The organism is Streptomyces chrestomyceticus JCM 4735 (assembly GCF_003865135.1).
GTDB lineage: Bacteria > Actinomycetota > Actinomycetes > Streptomycetales > Streptomycetaceae > Streptomyces > Streptomyces chrestomyceticus.
Genome location: NZ_BHZC01000001.1, coordinates 4676029 through 4691191 on the forward strand (window position 1 = coordinate 4676029; position 15163 = coordinate 4691191).

General features: G+C 69.9%; 12 protein-coding genes and 2 pseudogenes. 7 read left to right on the forward strand and 7 right to left on the reverse strand.

Annotated elements, in window-relative coordinates; all coding sequences use genetic code 11:
- The first annotated feature begins 101 nt into the window (after positions 1-101).
- The gene (locus EJG53_RS20050; RefSeq protein WP_125045994.1) at positions 102-998 is read left to right on the forward strand and encodes a BRO-N domain-containing protein; all 897 of its coding nucleotides are present in this window, start codon (positions 102-104) and stop codon (positions 996-998) included.
- 238 nt (positions 999-1236) lie between these two features.
- Here the strand turns inward: EJG53_RS20050 and thiC are convergent, their stop codons facing one another.
- Complete coding sequence (gene thiC, locus EJG53_RS20055; RefSeq protein ID WP_125045995.1) at positions 1237-3015, reverse strand: phosphomethylpyrimidine synthase ThiC; 1779 nt, start codon at positions 3013-3015, stop codon at positions 1237-1239.
- Between the two features lie 292 nt (positions 3016-3307).
- Here thiC and EJG53_RS20060 point away from each other — a divergent pair, with 292 nt between their 5' ends.
- Positions 3308-4834, forward strand: coding sequence for a YibE/F family protein (locus EJG53_RS20060; protein ID WP_125049463.1), 1527 nt, complete (start codon positions 3308-3310; stop codon positions 4832-4834).
- A gap of 78 nt (positions 4835-4912) precedes the next feature.
- On the opposite strand, the gene EJG53_RS20065 is transcribed toward EJG53_RS20060, so the two are convergent.
- The 4 genes from EJG53_RS20065 to EJG53_RS20080 form a co-directional block, all read right to left on the reverse strand.
- The gene (locus EJG53_RS20065) at positions 4913-5338 is read right to left on the reverse strand and encodes an SsgA family sporulation/cell division regulator (RefSeq protein ID WP_031006684.1); all 426 of its coding nucleotides are present in this window, start codon (positions 5336-5338) and stop codon (positions 4913-4915) included.
- A gap of 104 nt (positions 5339-5442) precedes the next feature.
- The gene (locus EJG53_RS20070) at positions 5443-6219 is read right to left on the reverse strand and encodes an IclR family transcriptional regulator (RefSeq protein WP_125045996.1); all 777 of its coding nucleotides are present in this window, start codon (positions 6217-6219) and stop codon (positions 5443-5445) included.
- Between the two features lie 467 nt (positions 6220-6686).
- On the reverse strand, positions 6687-6911 hold the full coding sequence (locus EJG53_RS20075; protein WP_030022921.1) for a DUF5326 family protein: 225 nt from the start codon (positions 6909-6911) through the stop codon (positions 6687-6689).
- 316 nt (positions 6912-7227) lie between these two features.
- Positions 7228-7545, reverse strand: coding sequence for a cupin domain-containing protein (locus tag EJG53_RS20080; RefSeq protein ID WP_031006678.1), 318 nt, complete (start codon positions 7543-7545; stop codon positions 7228-7230).
- 48 nt (positions 7546-7593) lie between these two features.
- Between EJG53_RS20080 and EJG53_RS20085 the strand changes: the two genes are divergently transcribed.
- From EJG53_RS20085 to EJG53_RS20105, 5 genes and pseudogenes are all read left to right on the forward strand, one after another.
- On the forward strand, positions 7594-7974 hold the full coding sequence (locus EJG53_RS20085; protein ID WP_125045997.1) for a phage holin family protein: 381 nt from the start codon (positions 7594-7596) through the stop codon (positions 7972-7974).
- 96 nt (positions 7975-8070) lie between these two features.
- A pseudogene (locus tag EJG53_RS20090) lies at positions 8071-8574 on the forward strand (low molecular weight protein-tyrosine-phosphatase); the annotation flags it as partial.
- A gap of 293 nt (positions 8575-8867) precedes the next feature.
- Positions 8868-10001 (forward strand): cystathionine gamma-lyase, encoded by a 1134-nt coding sequence (locus EJG53_RS20095; RefSeq protein ID WP_125045999.1) that lies wholly within the window; start codon positions 8868-8870, stop codon positions 9999-10001.
- Between the two features lie 251 nt (positions 10002-10252).
- Positions 10253-11149: a LysR family transcriptional regulator gene (locus tag EJG53_RS20100; RefSeq protein WP_125046000.1), complete on the forward strand. Its 897-nt coding sequence runs from the start codon at positions 10253-10255 to the stop codon at positions 11147-11149.
- Positions 11150-11348: 199 nt separating this feature from the next.
- Positions 11349-11828: an NUDIX domain-containing protein gene (locus tag EJG53_RS20105; RefSeq protein WP_125046001.1), complete on the forward strand. Its 480-nt coding sequence runs from the start codon at positions 11349-11351 to the stop codon at positions 11826-11828.
- 630 nt (positions 11829-12458) lie between these two features.
- Here the strand turns inward: EJG53_RS20105 and EJG53_RS43640 are convergent.
- Both EJG53_RS43640 and EJG53_RS42610 read right to left on the reverse strand, forming a co-directional pair.
- Positions 12459-13038 (reverse strand): annotated as a pseudogene (locus EJG53_RS43640) (pyridoxamine 5'-phosphate oxidase family protein); the annotation flags it as partial.
- Positions 13039-13224: 186 nt separating this feature from the next.
- The gene (locus EJG53_RS42610) at positions 13225-14415 is read right to left on the reverse strand and encodes a globin domain-containing protein (RefSeq protein ID WP_371858704.1); all 1191 of its coding nucleotides are present in this window, start codon (positions 14413-14415) and stop codon (positions 13225-13227) included.
- Between the last annotated feature and the right edge of the window lie 748 nt (positions 14416-15163).

Consider the following 15163-nt stretch of genomic DNA (forward strand, 5'->3'; position numbering starts at 1 on the left):
CGGGGCGTGCGGCAGACCCGCCCCGATGGAGTGAAATCAGGTTTATCGGGCGGGGGTTGGGGTGGTGGGGGACTTACGTTCGGCGGTGGAGGTGATTCGTGATGAGCGAATACAAGAAGCCACCGGGAAAGCCGGTCAGGCGAGACGCATTGGACATCAACGACTTCGTCTACGCGGCAACCGCGGCCCGACTGCGCAGGCTGACGATGCCGGACGGCGAACACTGGTTCCCGGCCATCGACCTGTGCCGCGAACTGGGCCATACCAACGCGCGTAAGGCGCTCGCCGACCATGTGCACCCTGGCGGCAAGTCCACGCTCGAGAACGTAACCTCACGTTACGGTCTCAGCATTCCCGCAGGTCGGGAGTGGCGCCGAGACTTGCACGTAGTCAATCTCCAGGGCCTGATCCAACTGGTGAACGCCTGCAACAAACCGGATGCCGCCCTCTTCAAGAAGTGGGTGTCAGAGGTCATCTTCACCGTGCAACGGGACGGCTCGTACTCCTTGAAGGCTTCGGAGATCAGCTGCCGCCGGACGACGGTCCCCGAATCGGTCGTCGCGCCGCGCGAGATGGTCGAAGCCCTGACCCGTCTGGAAGTGCGCAACGAGCGCTTCCAGACGGAGATCTTGGAGACGCTGCGGCGGGCCGAGCGGGCTTGGACTCGTATGGCCGAAACGCTGCAGCCCGAGGCGGATGCCGACCCGGTCGTGGACAAACGCGCATTGCGGCTCACGACCGAGGACCTCTTCGCTCAGTGGAAGACCCGGCTGCGCCTCACCGAGGACGTATGGGCTGTCGCCGTGTACATCCTGCCCACACTGGCCGAAGCCGGACGGGTCAGTTGTTCGACGGAGACGCTGGCCGCGAAGACCGGGCTTTCCCAGCAGCGCGTCCACGCGTGCCTGCGCTTCCTCCAGAAGCACCGCTGCATCCGCCAACAGGGGCTGAGCAACGACGGTCACCCCGTTTACGTCGCAGAGCTGCCGCCCAAGTAGGAGATGAGCGAGCCCGAAGCCGCAACCGTTACTTGCGGCTTCGGGCCCGTTCGTCGTCGCACGATAGCCTTGCTCCGGTGCTCACACCAGCCTGTGGACAACCCGGAGGGATCCTGCCAGATGTATCGGCGGAACCCTCATTTCCCGTGAGCGTTCACGCGAGTACGCAGGTCAGCCCCTGTGGGTAACTGGCCGGAAGTTTCTGAGACTGTGACTGGAGGTCACAGTCTCAGCACCGTCACTCCGCGATCGGCAAATACACCCGATTCCCCGCCGCCGCGAACTCCTTCGACTTCTCGGCCATGCCGGCCTCCACCTCCGAGGCGGCCGCCAGGTCGCCGCCGTGTTCGCGGCGGATGTCCTGGGAGATCTTCATCGAGCAGAACTTCGGGCCGCACATGGAACAGAAGTGCGCCGTCTTCGCCGGCTCCGCCGGCAGCGTCTCGTCGTGGAAGGCGCGGGCGGTGTCCGGGTCGAGGGCCAGGTTGAACTGGTCCTCCCACCGGAACTCGAAGCGCGCGTCGGACAGCGCGTCGTCCCACTCCTGGGCCCCCGGGTGGCCCTTGGCCAGGTCCGCCGCATGGGCCGCGATCTTGTACGTGATGACGCCGGTCTTCACGTCGTCCCGGTCCGGCAGGCCCAGGTGTTCCTTGGGCGTGACGTAGCAGAGCATCGCCGTACCCCACCAGGCGATCATCGCCGCGCCGATCCCGGAGGTGATGTGGTCGTACGCCGGTGCGATGTCGGTGGTCAGCGGGCCGAGCGTGTAGAACGGGGCCTCTTCGCAGATCTCCTGCTGGAGGTCGATGTTCTCCTTGATCTTGTGCATCGGGACGTGGCCCGGGCCCTCGATCATCGTCTGGACGCCGTGCCGCTTGGCGATCGAGTTGAGTTCGCCGAGCGTCCGCAACTCCGCGAACTGCGCCTCGTCGTTGGCGTCCGCGATGGAACCGGGGCGCAGCCCGTCGCCGAGCGAGTAGGTGACGTCGTAGGAGGCGAGGATGTCGCAGAGTTCCTCGAAGTGGGTGTAGAGGAACGACTCCTTGTGGTGCGCGAGGCACCACGCCGCCATGATCGAACCACCGCGCGAGACGATGCCGGTCTTGCGGCGGGCCGTCAGGGGGACGTACCGCAGCAGGACCCCGGCGTGCACGGTCATGTAGTCGACGCCTTGTTCGGCCTGCTCGATGACCGTGTCCTTGTAGATCTCCCAGGACAGTTCCTCGGCCTTGCCGTCCACCTTCTCCAGTGCCTGGTAGAGGGGGACGGTGCCGATGGGCACGGGAGAGTTGCGCAGCACCCACTCCCGGGTGGTGTGGATGTTGCGGCCGGTGGACAGGTCCATGACCGTGTCGGCGCCCCAGCGGGTCGCCCAGGTCATCTTCTCCACCTCCTCCTCGATGGAGGAGGTGACGGCGGAGTTGCCGATGTTCGCGTTGACCTTCACCAGGAAGTTCTTGCCGATGATCATCGGCTCGATCTCCGGGTGGTTGACGTTGGCGGGCAGCACCGCCCGGCCGGCCGCGATCTCGTCCCGTACGAACTCGGGAGAGACGTTCTCGCGGATCGCGACGTACTCCATCTCCGCCGTGACCTCGCCCCGCCGCGCGTACGCGAGCTGGGTGACCGCGGCGCCGTCCCGGCCCCGGCGCGGCTGCCGGGGGCGGCCGGGGAAGACCGCGTCGAGGTTCTTCAGGCCGCCGCGCGGCGAGGTGTGCTTGAGGCCGTCGTCCTCGGGCCGCGGCGGCCGCCCCGCGTACTCCTCGGTGTCGCCGCGGCTGATGATCCAGTTCTCCCGCAGCGGCGCCAGGCCGCGGCGGACGTCGTTTTCGATATGGGGGTCGGTGTACGGCCCCGACGTGTCGTAGAGCGTCACGTCCTGGCCGTTGGTGAGGTGCACACGCCGGACCGGGACCCTGATGTCGGGGCGCGATCCGGAGAGGTAGCCCTTGTGCCAGCCGATCTCCGTGGCGGAGTGCTGGCCGTTTTCGGGCGTGCGTGCATCCTGCAGAGTCATGAAGACCCACTCCCTACGCCGGCATTACCCGGTAACAGGTTCGGCGGTCGACGCAGCGATGTCCGTGACGGCGTTCCCGGCTTCGGCCGGACGTTCCGTACGGGGGTCAGCGCCCTCTCAGCCCGGTGCTCCGAGCTCCCGCGATTGCAAAGGTGCCACCACGGTAGCGGCCGGTGTGGCGCGGTGAACAGGGGGCCCTGCCAGTTCTTGCGATGATCGGGCGGTGACCAGCAACGAGCCTTCGCACTCCGCGCACGACCACGTTTCCGGTCCGTCGCACGGGTCCGGGCCCATGTCCGCCTCAGGGGTGGGGTCCGGGGCCGGTCCCGGACACGAGCACGGCCTCGCAGCCGGAGCCGGACAGGAGCACGGCTCCGGCCGCGGACACCGCCGCGATCATGGGCACGGCCATGGCCACGGGCACGGGCACGGGCACAGTCATGGGCACGGCCCCGCGGCCCCCGTCTCGCGCCATCTCCGCAAGGTCATCGCCGCGGTGCTCGTCCCGTTCACCGCCGCGGTCCTGGTCGGGCTGGTCGTGCTGTGGCCGGGCGGCGCGCCCGGTCACCAGCCGACCGGTGTCGGCTTCGACCGGCCCACCGAGAAGGCGAAGGTGGTGAAGGTCGAGGAAGTGAAGTGCGAGGACGTCCACGCCCAGCAGCCACAACAGCCTTCGCAGCAGCAACCGTCGTCCCCCGCCGGGCCCCAACCGGCCAAGCACTGCGAGCGGGCGGTCATCGAGGTGACCACGGGGAAGGACACGGGCCGGCGCTTCGAGTCGGTCGTGACGCCCGACGCCACACGGCACTACCGGGCCGGTCAAGGTGTAGTGGTCGCGTACTCACCCAAAGCGCCCAAAGACTTGCAGTATTCGGTCACCGATGTGGACCGAACCTTTCCGATGTGGATACTTGCCGCCCTCTTCGCCGCGGCGGTCGTCGTGGTCGGACGGCTGCGCGGCGCCCTCGCGCTGGTCGCGCTCGTCGTGAGCTTCCTGGTCCTGACGCTGTTCATCCTCCCCGCCATCCTCCAGGGATCAGACCCCTTGGTGGTCGCCATCGTCGGGGGCAGCGCGATCATGCTGGTCGCCCTCTACCTGTGCCACGGCCTGACGGCACGTACGTCCGTCGCCGTACTGGGCACGCTGGTCTCGCTGCTGCTGATCGGCCTGCTCGGCTCCGTCTTCATCGGGTGGGCCCTGCTGACCGGCAACACCGACGACCAAACGGGGCTGGTGCACGGCCTCTACCCCGACATCGAAGTCCGCGGCCTGCTGCTGGCGGGCATCATCATCGGGTCGCTGGGCGTGCTCGACGATGTGACGGTCACCCAGACCGCCGCGGTCTGGGAACTGAAGGAGGCCGACCCGTCGGCAGGCTGGCGCAAGCTCTACACGTCGGCGATGCGCATCGGCCGCGATCACATCGCGTCCGTGGTCAACACGCTCGTACTCGCCTACGCGGGCGCGGCACTGCCGCTCCTGTTGCTGTTCACGATCGCACAGAGCAGCGTCGGTACGGTCGCCACGAGCGAGGTGGTGGCCGAGGAGGTCGTCCGCACGCTGGTGGGCAGCATCGGTCTGGTCGCGTCCGTACCGCTGACCACGCTGCTGGCGGCGCTGGTCGTCTCCGCGGACCGGGATACGGGCCTGGAGGCGGGCCAGGCCATGGGCCGGAGCACAGGCGAGGGCACGGGCCAGGAGGGGGGCCGGGGCGCCCGCCGAGGTCCAGGGCCGGGTACGAGGCCGGGCACGGGGCGGAGCGCAGGACGGCGCGCGAGTCGGGGCGCCGGCAGCGGCAGGCGGCGACGCAAGCACTGAACCCGGCAACCGGACGCGAGCTCTGCCCTGAACCGGCCGGGCACACGACCCGGGTCGGCCGGTCCGGCCGCTGCCCGCTCACCCCGCCTTCTGCGCCTCCGAAAGAATCCGGTCCAATGTCGAGTCGAGCGTGTCGCACACCTCTTCCTCCCCGATCGGTACGAGTCGGTCCGTACGGTCGAGGAAGGCCACCAGTGGCGGAGCGCCGGCCCGGAACAGCGCCCGTTCATCGGCCACCTGGAGGCTGATGAAGACATCGCTGAGGTGCTCGGAGGAGGACGGCTCGATGCGTACGTCGCCCTCACCGGACGGCTTGCTCAGCCCGTCCAGCAGCAGCTCCCGGCTGAACGCCCAGGTCACGGGCACATCGCCGGGAAGGTCGAAGGTGAAGCTGACCGCATAGGGGTCCGCGCGGTCGAAGTACAGCTCCACCGGGATACGGAAGGCGAGTTCCTCGGACACGAGGAAGCTCATGATCACTTCTGCCTGAACTGTGTCGGTCATCAACCTCTGCCCCGTACTTGGTCGGAGATGGCCAGGAATCGTCCCTCTTGGCCCCATTGACGCCATCGTCTGTCACGTGCAAACGGATCACAAGGAGTGATTTTTCAGATACTGATAGAGAAAGCGAGTGTTGTTAACGTCGCCTCCGCCATTCTGCGTAGTCGTTCGGTAACGCAGTGTAGGCGCTGAGCGTCGCTCGCGGGAAGAGAAATCGCCACGGTCGCGGCCGCCGAACCCACCTGGATCGGAATCGCCGAGCATACTGTGCCCAAGGCATATTCCTGTTGCTCATAGGCGACTTGGGCGCGGCGCACCGCGTCCAGCCGGTGCAGCAGGTCGTCCTCGCACCGCACCGAATAGGGCGTGAGCGACTGCACCGGGTACCTGGCCAGGTGATCCTTCCTGGCCTGTTCGTCGAGTTGTGCGAGCAGACACTGCCCGATCGCATGTGCGTGCGCGGTGGTACGGAAGTCCACCCACTCCTCCACCGGCGGCCGTTGCGGGTCCTCGGTGGCGGCCACCACCTCCACCTCGCCCTCCCGGTAGACCGCGAAGTAGGCCGCGGCGCCGATCCGTCTGCCCACGACGGCCAGCGCGTCCCCCAGCTCGGCACGGCGGCACCGCTCGGCGCCCGCTCTCCCGATGGTGCCGGCGGCCTCTCCGTAGACGAACACCCCGTTCTCGCGCCGCAGGTAGCCCTCGTGCGTCAGGGTCCGCAGCAGGTGGTACGTCGTCGGAAGCGGCAGGCCCGCCTCTCTGGCCAGTTGTTTGGCGGGCGCACCGGCGGAGTGCGCGCCCACCGCCTCCAGCAGGCGCAGCGCCCGCTGCACCGAGCCGATCAACGTGGGGTGCGAAACGGATTCACCGTTCACCGTTGCCAACGCCAACCCCCTGGTCGGGTCGCCGGGGCGGCACAGCCCCGGTGGCGGGAGCCGCTCCCGCTCCGCCCGCGTCTCCCAGGGGCCCTCGTCGACGCCCGGCCGGGCCCTGCCTCGCTCGTTATTTTCCGGAACGTCACCATCCGGAAGACGCCTGCGAACCGCACTCTAACTTGGCCGCTCCGGGCGGCAGAGGGATTTGGCGCGGAGATCGGAGAGGAGATCGGCGTGCAGGCCGGTGCGGGGACAGGCCCGGGATCAGCCAGGAGATCGGTCAGGGAGCGGTCACGGAGCCGCGAGCGAGTCGGCCGGGCCCGGCCCTCCCGTACCGCCGGCGCACAAGGCAAAGCCCCGCTCCCATTCGGGGCGGGGCAGGCGGGACGGAGGGCCGGAAGAGCCGGGCGCGCGGTCAGGAGGGAGGAACGGGCGCGGTCAGCAGGACCGGGCCCGGCTCCCCACGGACCGATCGGTCACCAGTCGCTCCGCGACGAGGAGGACGAGGAGCCCTTGAGCCTGCGCGCCAGGTAGACGACACCGGCGATCAGCGCCACCGCTATCAGCACCTTGAAGAGCAGGCCGATCAGGAAGCCGACCGCGCTGGCGATCAGGCTGCCGAACACCACCAGGAGGACGACGGGCACCGCGACCCACGTCACCCACCACGGAAGACCTGCGAACGTCCCCTTGCCGGCCATTGCTCTGCCCTGCTTTCTGCGTCTTCTTCGCGTTTGCTGTCGTCTGTCTGTGGTGCGCCTTGCTCACGCGGGCCCCGGTCCGCGATCCGCGATCCCTGGTCCCGGTCCGCGATCCCGGTCCCCGGACCGTGCCCGGTCCGAGGTCCTGTTCAACGTCTCGCGTCCGTGTCACGTGCCCGGCCGGTGCCCCGGCCCGGGGGCCCGATGCCTTGTTCCCCCCTGCACCACCGATGCTAGGGCGGCGCGGGACGGAACGGGGGCCGCGCGGCCCCGGCCCTCCCCTGAACCGTCCCCTACGGGTCCAGGGGTGCGCGCCTCAGCTTTCGGGCGGAGAGAAGACCACCATGACCCGCAGGTCCTCGCTGATGTGGTGGAACTTGTGCGGCACCCCGGCGGGGACGTACACCACGCTGCCGCGCGCCACCGAGGTCGTCTCCATGCCGACGGTGATCGCCGCCCGCCCGCTGACGACCAGGTACACCTCGTCCTGGTTGTGCGGGAGCTGCGGGTCGGTGCTGCCCGCGTCGAGGGCGTAGAGCCCTACCGACATGTTCCGCTCCCGCAGGAACTGCAGATACGCGCCGTCGTTGGCGGCCCGCTCCGCCTCCAGTTCGTCGAGCCTGAAAGCCTTCATGCCGTTGGTACCCCTCGGAGTGTCCGTATCGTCTGCGACGATCTCACCATGAAGAATTTCGTGGTCAAGACGATCGCCAATGCCGCGGCGCTTGCCGTGGCCATCTGGCTGCTGAAGGACATCACACTGACCGGTGAGAGCACCGGGCGCAAGACGCTGACGCTGCTGCTGGTCGCGCTGCTCTTCGGTGTGGTGAACTTCGTCGTCAAACCCGTGGTCAAGCTGCTGTCCTTGCCGCTCTTCATCCTCACGCTCGGCCTCTTCACGCTGGTGATCAACGCGTTGATGCTGCTGCTCACCTCCTGGCTGGCGAAGGAGCTCGACCTCGCCTTCCACGTCCAGGGCTTCTGGACCGCCGTCCTGGGCGGCGTGATCATCTCGATCGTCTCCTGGGCCCTGCACATGGTGCTGCCCGACGACAGGGACTGAACCGTGCGCACTCCGACACCGCGTCCGGCACACCCGCGGGCTGCCGCCCCGTACCGCGTCTGTTTCGTCTGCACCGGCAACATATGCCGCTCGCCGATGGCCGAGGCCGTCTTCCGGGCCCGCGTCGAGGAGGACGGCCTCGACGGGCTGGTCGTCGTCGACAGCGCCGGTACGGGCGGCTGGCACGAGGGCGACGGGGCCGACCCCCGCACCGTCGCCGTCCTCCGTGCCGCCGGCTACGAGGAGGGCCACACGGCCCGGCAGTTCCGAGCCGAGTGGTTCGGGACGCTCGACCTGGTGATCGCGCTGGACGAAGGTCATCTGCGCGCGCTGCGGCGGCTGGCGCCCAGCGCGCGGGACGCGGACAAGGTGCGGCTGCTGCGCTCGTACGACGCCGCGGTGGCGCCCGGAGGGGCCGTGCGTCTGGGCGGAACGGTGTCCTCCGGTGAGGCTCCTACGGGGGCGCGCTCCCACGATCTGGACGTTCCCGACCCGTATTACGGCGGTATGGCAGGGTTCGAGGAGTGCCTGGAGATGATCGAGACCGCCAGTGACGGACTGCTGGCGGCGGTACGGGCCGCCCTCGAAGGGGAGGGGGCTCCGGCCGGAGGGCAGCCGACCGACGAGATCCGGTCGTCCGAGGGCAAGGTTCGGTCGTCTGCAGGACGGGATCGGCCGTCTAAAGATCATGGCCGGTCGTCTGCGGATCATGGCCGGGCGTCTACCGAGCAGGGCCGGTCGCCCGCTGGGGAACCGTCTGTCGCCTGACGACTCCGGTCCGGCCTCACCGCCAGGCACACGTCCAGGGCCACGCCCCGATCCGCGGCGCGCAGGCCCAAGTCCGGGCCCAGGCACAGCCGCTCCCCTCCCCACCTCCACCGAGAGGAACCCGCATGACAGGTGACAGCACACGGGCCGTACGGGCCGGGCTCCCGGCGGCCGAGGCGTACGAACCCTCCCTGCCCGGCCCGGCCTTCGCCGCGCACTACCACCTCCCCGGCGACGCCACCGGCCCGTATACGTACGGCCGCGAGTCCAATCCCACCTGGACCCGGCTGGAATCGGCCATCGGCGACCTGGAGTCCCCGGACGAGCCCGCGCAGACCGTGACCTTCGCCTCCGGGATGGCCGCCATCTCGGCCGTCCTCTTCTCCTGCCTGCGCAGCGGCGACACCGTCGTCCTCCCGAGTGACGGCTACCAGTTGCTGCCCGCCGTCCGCGAGCGCCTGGAGAGCTACGGCATCGAGGTGCGTACGGCCCCCACCCCCGGTGACGCGCAACTCGACGCGCTCGACGGCGCCCGGCTGCTGTGGATCGAGACGCCGTCCAACCCCGGCCTGGACGTCTGCGACATCCGGCGGCTGGCGACGGCAGCGCACGCGCGCGGCGCCCTGGTCGCCGTCGACAACACCCTGGCCACACCGCTCGGCCAGCGCCCCCTGGACCTCGGCGCCGACTTCTCCGTCGCCAGCGGCACCAAGGCGCTGACCGGCCACGGCGACGTACTCCTCGGTTACGTCACGACCCGTGACGCGGCCCTCGCCGACTCCGTACGGATGTGGCGCAAAACCGTCGGCGCGATTCCCGGCCCGATGGAGGCGTGGCTGGCCCACCGGTCACTCGCCACGCTCGCCCTACGGGTGCGCCAGCAGTCCGCCGGGGCGCTCGCGCTCGCGGCGGCGCTCCAGGAACGGCCCGAGGTGACGGGCCTGCGCCATCCCGGGCTGCCGTCCGACCCCGCCCACGAGATCGCCGTACGGCAGATGCGCGAGGGCCGCTTCGGCAACGTGGTCTCCTTCACGCTGCCCGACCGCGCCCACGCGGAACGCTTCCTGGCGGCGCTGACGCTGGTGGACGACGCGACCAGCTTCGGCAGTGTGCGGTCGACCGCCGAGCGGCGCGGACGGTGGGGCGGCGACGCGGTGCCGGAAGGTTTCATCCGCTTCTCGGTCGGGGTCGAGGAACCGGCGGACCTGATCGCGGATGTGACGGCGGCGCTGGACACGGCGTTCGAGCGGCCGTCGTAGCGGGAGACGGCAGCCGACGGGGCAGCCGCCGCAGCGGCCGGTGTCACCGGCCCGTACCCGTGCCGCTACGCAGAGCGGGCTGGCAGGGTATCCCCCCTCGGCACCCTGCCAGCCCCGGTTCGCATCATTTCGAACCGCGCAGACAAGGCTAGTTGACTCAGCGTCAGTGTCCAATCACGCTGACGACACAGCCCTATCGACAAATTTATAGTTGGCGGTCGCCGACTCGACGGGAGTGGAGGGAGGTACGGATGGACCTCGCTTTATTACGCACGTTCGTCACGGTGCACCGAGCGGGTTCCTTCACCCGCGCCGCCGCTCTGCTGGGCCTCTCCCAGCCCGCCGTGACCAGCCAGATACGCAGCCTGGAGCGGCAGTTGGGCCGGCCGCTCTTCCTCCGCAAGGCCCGCGGCGTGACCCCCACCACCGTCGGCGACGAACTCGCCCACAAGGTCGCGCCCCACCTGGACGCGCTCACCGAGATCACCGAAGCCGGACTCGACGAGGAGTCCGCCATCCGCACCCTGCACCTCGCCGGCCCCCCGGAGTTCACCTCCCAGCGCGCGTTACCGGCCCTGGCGCCGCTCATAGACCAGGGGCTCTGCGTACGGGCCGCCTTCGGTCCCGCGGACGAGCTGCTGTCCGGCCTGGCGGACGGCCACCACGACCTCGCGATCACGACCACCCGGCCGCGTGGCGCCCTGCTCACCGCCACCCCGCTGTGCGACGAGGAGCACGTCCTGATAGCCGCCCCACGGTGGGCGGACCGCCTCGGCGGCCCCGCGGTCGTCCAAGCGAAGGGGGTGCACGCGCTCGCCCCCGTACCGCTCGTCGAGGTCCACGAAAGCCTCCCGCTGATCTCCCGTTACTGGTCGGCGGTCTTCGAGACGCCGCCCGCGGCCTCGGCGGCCGTCATCGCCTCCGACTTACGGGCCGTACTGGCGTGCGTCATGGCGGGCGCCGGCCTCGCGGTACTGCCGCGCTACCTGTGCACGGAGGCGCTGGACAGCGGAGAGGCCGTCGCCCTGCTCGACCCTCCGGTACCGCCGCTGCGTACGTACTTCCTGGTCACCCGGGCCGGGACGCTGGCGCTGCCGCACATCGCCCGTACTCATGAGTGGCTGCTGCGGGCGGCTGCGGAGTGGTGAGGCGCTCCTGGGGCGGCGGGGAGGCGGCGCTTCGCCCAGGAAGGGGCGTGGGGAGGGGGCGGATCGCCCGGGCAGGCCCGTGGGGAGGCGGTCGGTGGTCCGTGACCCTCCGGAAGGTCCGCCTCACGGCTCGGGGCGCGTCTCGGCGGACTGGTGGGACGGTGGTTTCACGGAGTCCCGGCTGCGGCATCTGTCCCGTATGACCGTACGGCCAGTCGTCAAACGCACCGCCCGCGCAATCCTGCTCGACGGTGCCGACATCATTCTGATCAAGCGCACCAAGCCCGGCCGGGCCCCGTACTGGATCACTCCCGGCGGTGGGGTCGAGCCGGAGGACGCCACGGTCGTGGACGCCCTGCACCGCGAAGTCCACGAGGAGCTGGGAGCCAAGATCACCGACGTCGTCCCGGTCTTCGTCGACACCGTCGAGCACATCAGTGACGGCGGGGTGGACGGAGTGAAGGTGCAGCACTTCTTCGTCTGCCGGCTGGAGTCGATGGACCTCTCGCTGCGGCACGGTCCGGAGGTGGACGAACCCTGCGGCGAGTACGAGGTCGTGCGGGTGCCGTTCACCCGGGTGGGTATCGCCTCGGCCGAGGTCGTGCCGCTGTCCCTGCGCCACTACCTCGACGGCAACATCGAGGGCGTACGGGCGATGCACGCGCCAGACCTCGGATGACGTGAGGCAGCCGGCGGCGGCGTACGGCAGCGCCCCCGGCCGCTCCACGGGCCCGCTGCCGATCGCTCACGCCCCTCGCCCGCGTCCTCCGGCGCCCTCCCGCGTGCTACCCGAACCAGCCCCGGAAACCGTCTCCCTCGGCCACCGCTGGGGCCCGCAGCCGGGCGCGGGTGAGCACCTGCTCGACTTCGCGCTCGACTTGTTCCCGGACTTGGCGTACTTCTCGGGGCTCTCGGGGCGGGTTCGGGGTGGGGACAGGTGCTGCGCTGAGGACAGCCTCCGGGTGAGGGGCAGGTCCCAGGCTGGGGGCAGGTTGTGGGCCGGAGGCAGATCCCAAACTGGGGACTGGCTCCGGGCCGGGGGCCGGCACCGGACTGGGGACAGCCCCAGGCCCGACCCCCGGCTCCCGCTGAGAGACCCCCTGTCGAACCGCAGGCTCCAGTTCCCGCCAGACATCGGCCTCCGGGCGAGAGGCGACGTCCGGTCGCATGACGGCGCCCTGCGGGGAGCTCGCTGCCGATCGCGGCTCAGCCACCGCTCGGCGACCTCCCCCGCCCTCGCAACACGCCCCATCTTCCTGACGCGTCCCTTTCTCCCGACACGCCTTCTCCTGGCCCGCCCTCTCCTCCCGGCGGGCAGCAGCCTCCGCCGCCGCGCCGAAGAAGTCCCCGCCCTTGCGCCTGGCGTCGTCCGTGCCCCAGGCGCGCGATCCACTGGCCTGCCGGGGCACCTTCTGTAGGTGCGGGATGTGCTTGGCGCAGTGGATATACGTTTCCTCAACCGCGACCTCCACCCACAACTGCGCCCGTCGGCCGGGCACCGGGTCGGTGGGCAGGTCCGGATGCCGCGCCCGCATCTCGTCGTCCATGACCACCCGGGCCCGTCCGTTGACGTGCAGCCCGATGCGGTCACCCGTGAAGTCGATCATCAGAATGCCGAGGTGCGGGTTCTCGGACAGGTTCCCGACGGATGCCATGACGCCGTTCCCGCGGTATTCCGGGTAGGCGAGCGTCCGCTCGTCCAGGACCTGGAGGAACCCGGGCGGGCCGGCCCGGAACGTGGAGTCGCACTCCCCGTGCCGGTCGGCTGTGGCCAGGAAGAACATTTCCTGACGGCCCACGAACTCCCGCATCCGGTCGTTCAGATGGTCGAGCACCTGGTCGTCGTAGAACCGGTCGGCGCGTTCGGTCGTACCCAGCCGCTGCTGCACCAGATGCTCGCCGTCGCTGCCCGGACGCGCTTCCCGCACGTCCGTCCCGGGTCGGCCGCCGGGGCTCCCACCCGGCCCCGCCAGCCCGTACGCGTCAGGAGCCCCGGTCGCGCCGAGGTCGCCGTATGCCGTCAAACCGCTCCCGCCCTGTGCTGCGAAGCCCTGATCACTATGTGTCGTCACTGCTCAATCTCCCGCCGCGACCAGCTCATCCACGGAGTCGTGCCGTATGCGGTCGGAGGGAATGCCGACCCCCACCAATGCGTCCACGCCGTTACGTATCATTCCGGGCGGCCCGGACAAGTAGGCGTCATATTCCCGCCACGGCCCGTACTGACGCACCGCGTCGGGGAGTTGGCCGCTGAGGCTGTTGGCCGGACCGTCGGGGCGTCCGGTGGCGACGACCGGGCGTACGGACAGCCAGGGGTGGCTCTGTTCCAGCCGCAGCATGGTGTCGAGGTCGTACAGGTCGTGGCCGCTGCGAGCGCCGTAGAAGACCTCCATCGGACGCCGGTGGCCACGCTCGGCGACGTCCTCGACCAGGGCCTTGATCGGTGCGATGCCCGTACCGCCGCCCAGGCACAGCAGCCCGTTGTCAGTGGTGTGGTCTACGGTCATGGAACCGGATGGGGGGCCGAGCCGGACGACATCGCCGGGGCGGGCGCGATGGACCATGGCGTTGGACACCCAGCCGGCCGGGACAGCCTTCACATGGAAGGAGAGCAGGCCGTCGGAGCGGGGCGCCGCGGCGAAGGAGTAGTGCCGCCATATGCGCGGCCACCAGGGAGTTTCCACACTGGCGTACTGACCGGCCAGAAAAGGGTAGGGCTGGTCGGGACGGACGGTGACGACAGCGATGTCGGGCGTACGCAGCTCGTGCGAGACGACCTCGGCCTGCCACCAGGCGGGGGCCACCGCCTCGTCCTCGGCGGCAGCGTCGATCATGATCTGCGAAATGGTGGTGTACGCCCGCACCCAAGCGGCTTCGGTCTCCGGATTCCAGGTGCCGGAGGCGTACCGGGCGAGCGCGCTCAGCAGGCACTCGCCGACAGCGGGGTAGTGCTCGGGCAGCGTGCCGTACTTACGGTGCCCGCGCCCGAGGTGGGAGAGGTACTCGGTGAGGTAGTCCGTGTCGTCGACGTTCTTGACGGAGGTGAGCAACGCCTTGAACAGCCGGTCACGTTGGACGTCCATCGCGGCTGGAAACAGCGCACGCAGATCGGGGTGGTTCACGAAGAGCAGCGCGTAGAAGTACGAGGTGACCTTGTCCGCCACGGGCTCGATCTCGTCCAGGGTCCGCCGGATGAGCACCGCGTCGGGGGAGACGGCAACGGACGGACGAACGCCGGTGTCCGCGGCACCGGCTGAGCCCGCCACCGAGTCAGCCCCACGCGCGGGGACGGACGCCCCACCCGCACGCCCGCCGGCCCCGGTCGTGGAGCCAGGAGTGTGGGCGAAGTCGGAGGTCGAGGCTGGGGTTGAGGCTGAGATGGTGGTGGAGGCGGGTGGGTGGGCAGGGGGAAGGGGGACGGGGAGGGAGAACCGTCCCCAACCTCAAGCCCGGCCCCATACCCGGCCGAGCCCCCAGCCCGTGCGCCCCGGGGCGAAAACCCAGCCCGTAGCCCCTCGTGCGAAGCCGCATCCCGTACGCCTTCGTGCGCCACGTCCTCATGCGCCACGCCCCCGGCGCCCCACTCTTCGGGCGCCCGCTCGCGCTCCGCTGCCGTACCCACCGGCCTTATCGAACTGACCGGTCGGCTGGGTATCTGCCCTTGGCCGTAACCGACATCCGGTACGCCATGCCTGCCCTGGGCACGGCTGTCGGGTACGTGACTGCCCTGGACGCGGCTGTCGGGTACGTGACCGCCCTGGGCGGGTCCACCTTGCGCGTGCCTGCCCTGGACGTATTTGCCTTGGGTGTCGGCGCTTTGGGTGCCGCCGCCTTGCTCATGACTGGCCTGAGCGTGGTCTACCTGGGCATGGCCGGCCTGCGCACGGCTGTTCTGAGCGTGCCGCCCCGATGCGCGGCCTTCCCGTACCAGGCGCTCCTCCACCCGGCCTTCCTGCGCACGGCCTTCCGCCGTTCGCCCTACCTGCACACGGTCTTCCGGGTTCTCTCCCGCGT

What these genes read in the sequence shown, in the direction of transcription:
- EJG53_RS20080 (WP_031006678.1), bottom strand. Translation starts at nt 7,545, where the DNA reads ATGAAGGCTTTCAGGCTCGACGAACTGGAGGCGGAGCGGGCCGCCAAC.
- EJG53_RS20100 (WP_125046000.1), top strand. Translation starts at nt 10,253, where the DNA reads ATGGACCTCGCTTTATTACGCACGTTCGTCACGGTGCACCGAGCGGGT.
- EJG53_RS20095 (WP_125045999.1), top strand. Translation starts at nt 8,868, where the DNA reads ATGACAGGTGACAGCACACGGGCCGTACGGGCCGGGCTCCCGGCGGCC.
- EJG53_RS20075 (WP_030022921.1), bottom strand. Translation starts at nt 6,911, where the DNA reads ATGGCCGGCAAGGGGACGTTCGCAGGTCTTCCGTGGTGGGTGACGTGG.
- EJG53_RS20085 (WP_125045997.1), top strand. Translation starts at nt 7,594, where the DNA reads ATGAAGAATTTCGTGGTCAAGACGATCGCCAATGCCGCGGCGCTTGCC.
- thiC (WP_125045995.1), bottom strand. Translation starts at nt 3,015, where the DNA reads ATGACTCTGCAGGATGCACGCACGCCCGAAAACGGCCAGCACTCCGCC.
- EJG53_RS20065 (WP_031006684.1), bottom strand. Translation starts at nt 5,338, where the DNA reads ATGACCGACACAGTTCAGGCAGAAGTGATCATGAGCTTCCTCGTGTCC.
- EJG53_RS20050 (WP_125045994.1), top strand. Translation starts at nt 102, where the DNA reads ATGAGCGAATACAAGAAGCCACCGGGAAAGCCGGTCAGGCGAGACGCA.
- EJG53_RS20060 (WP_125049463.1), top strand. Translation starts at nt 3,308, where the DNA reads ATGTCCGCCTCAGGGGTGGGGTCCGGGGCCGGTCCCGGACACGAGCAC.
- EJG53_RS20105 (WP_125046001.1), top strand. Translation starts at nt 11,349, where the DNA reads ATGACCGTACGGCCAGTCGTCAAACGCACCGCCCGCGCAATCCTGCTC.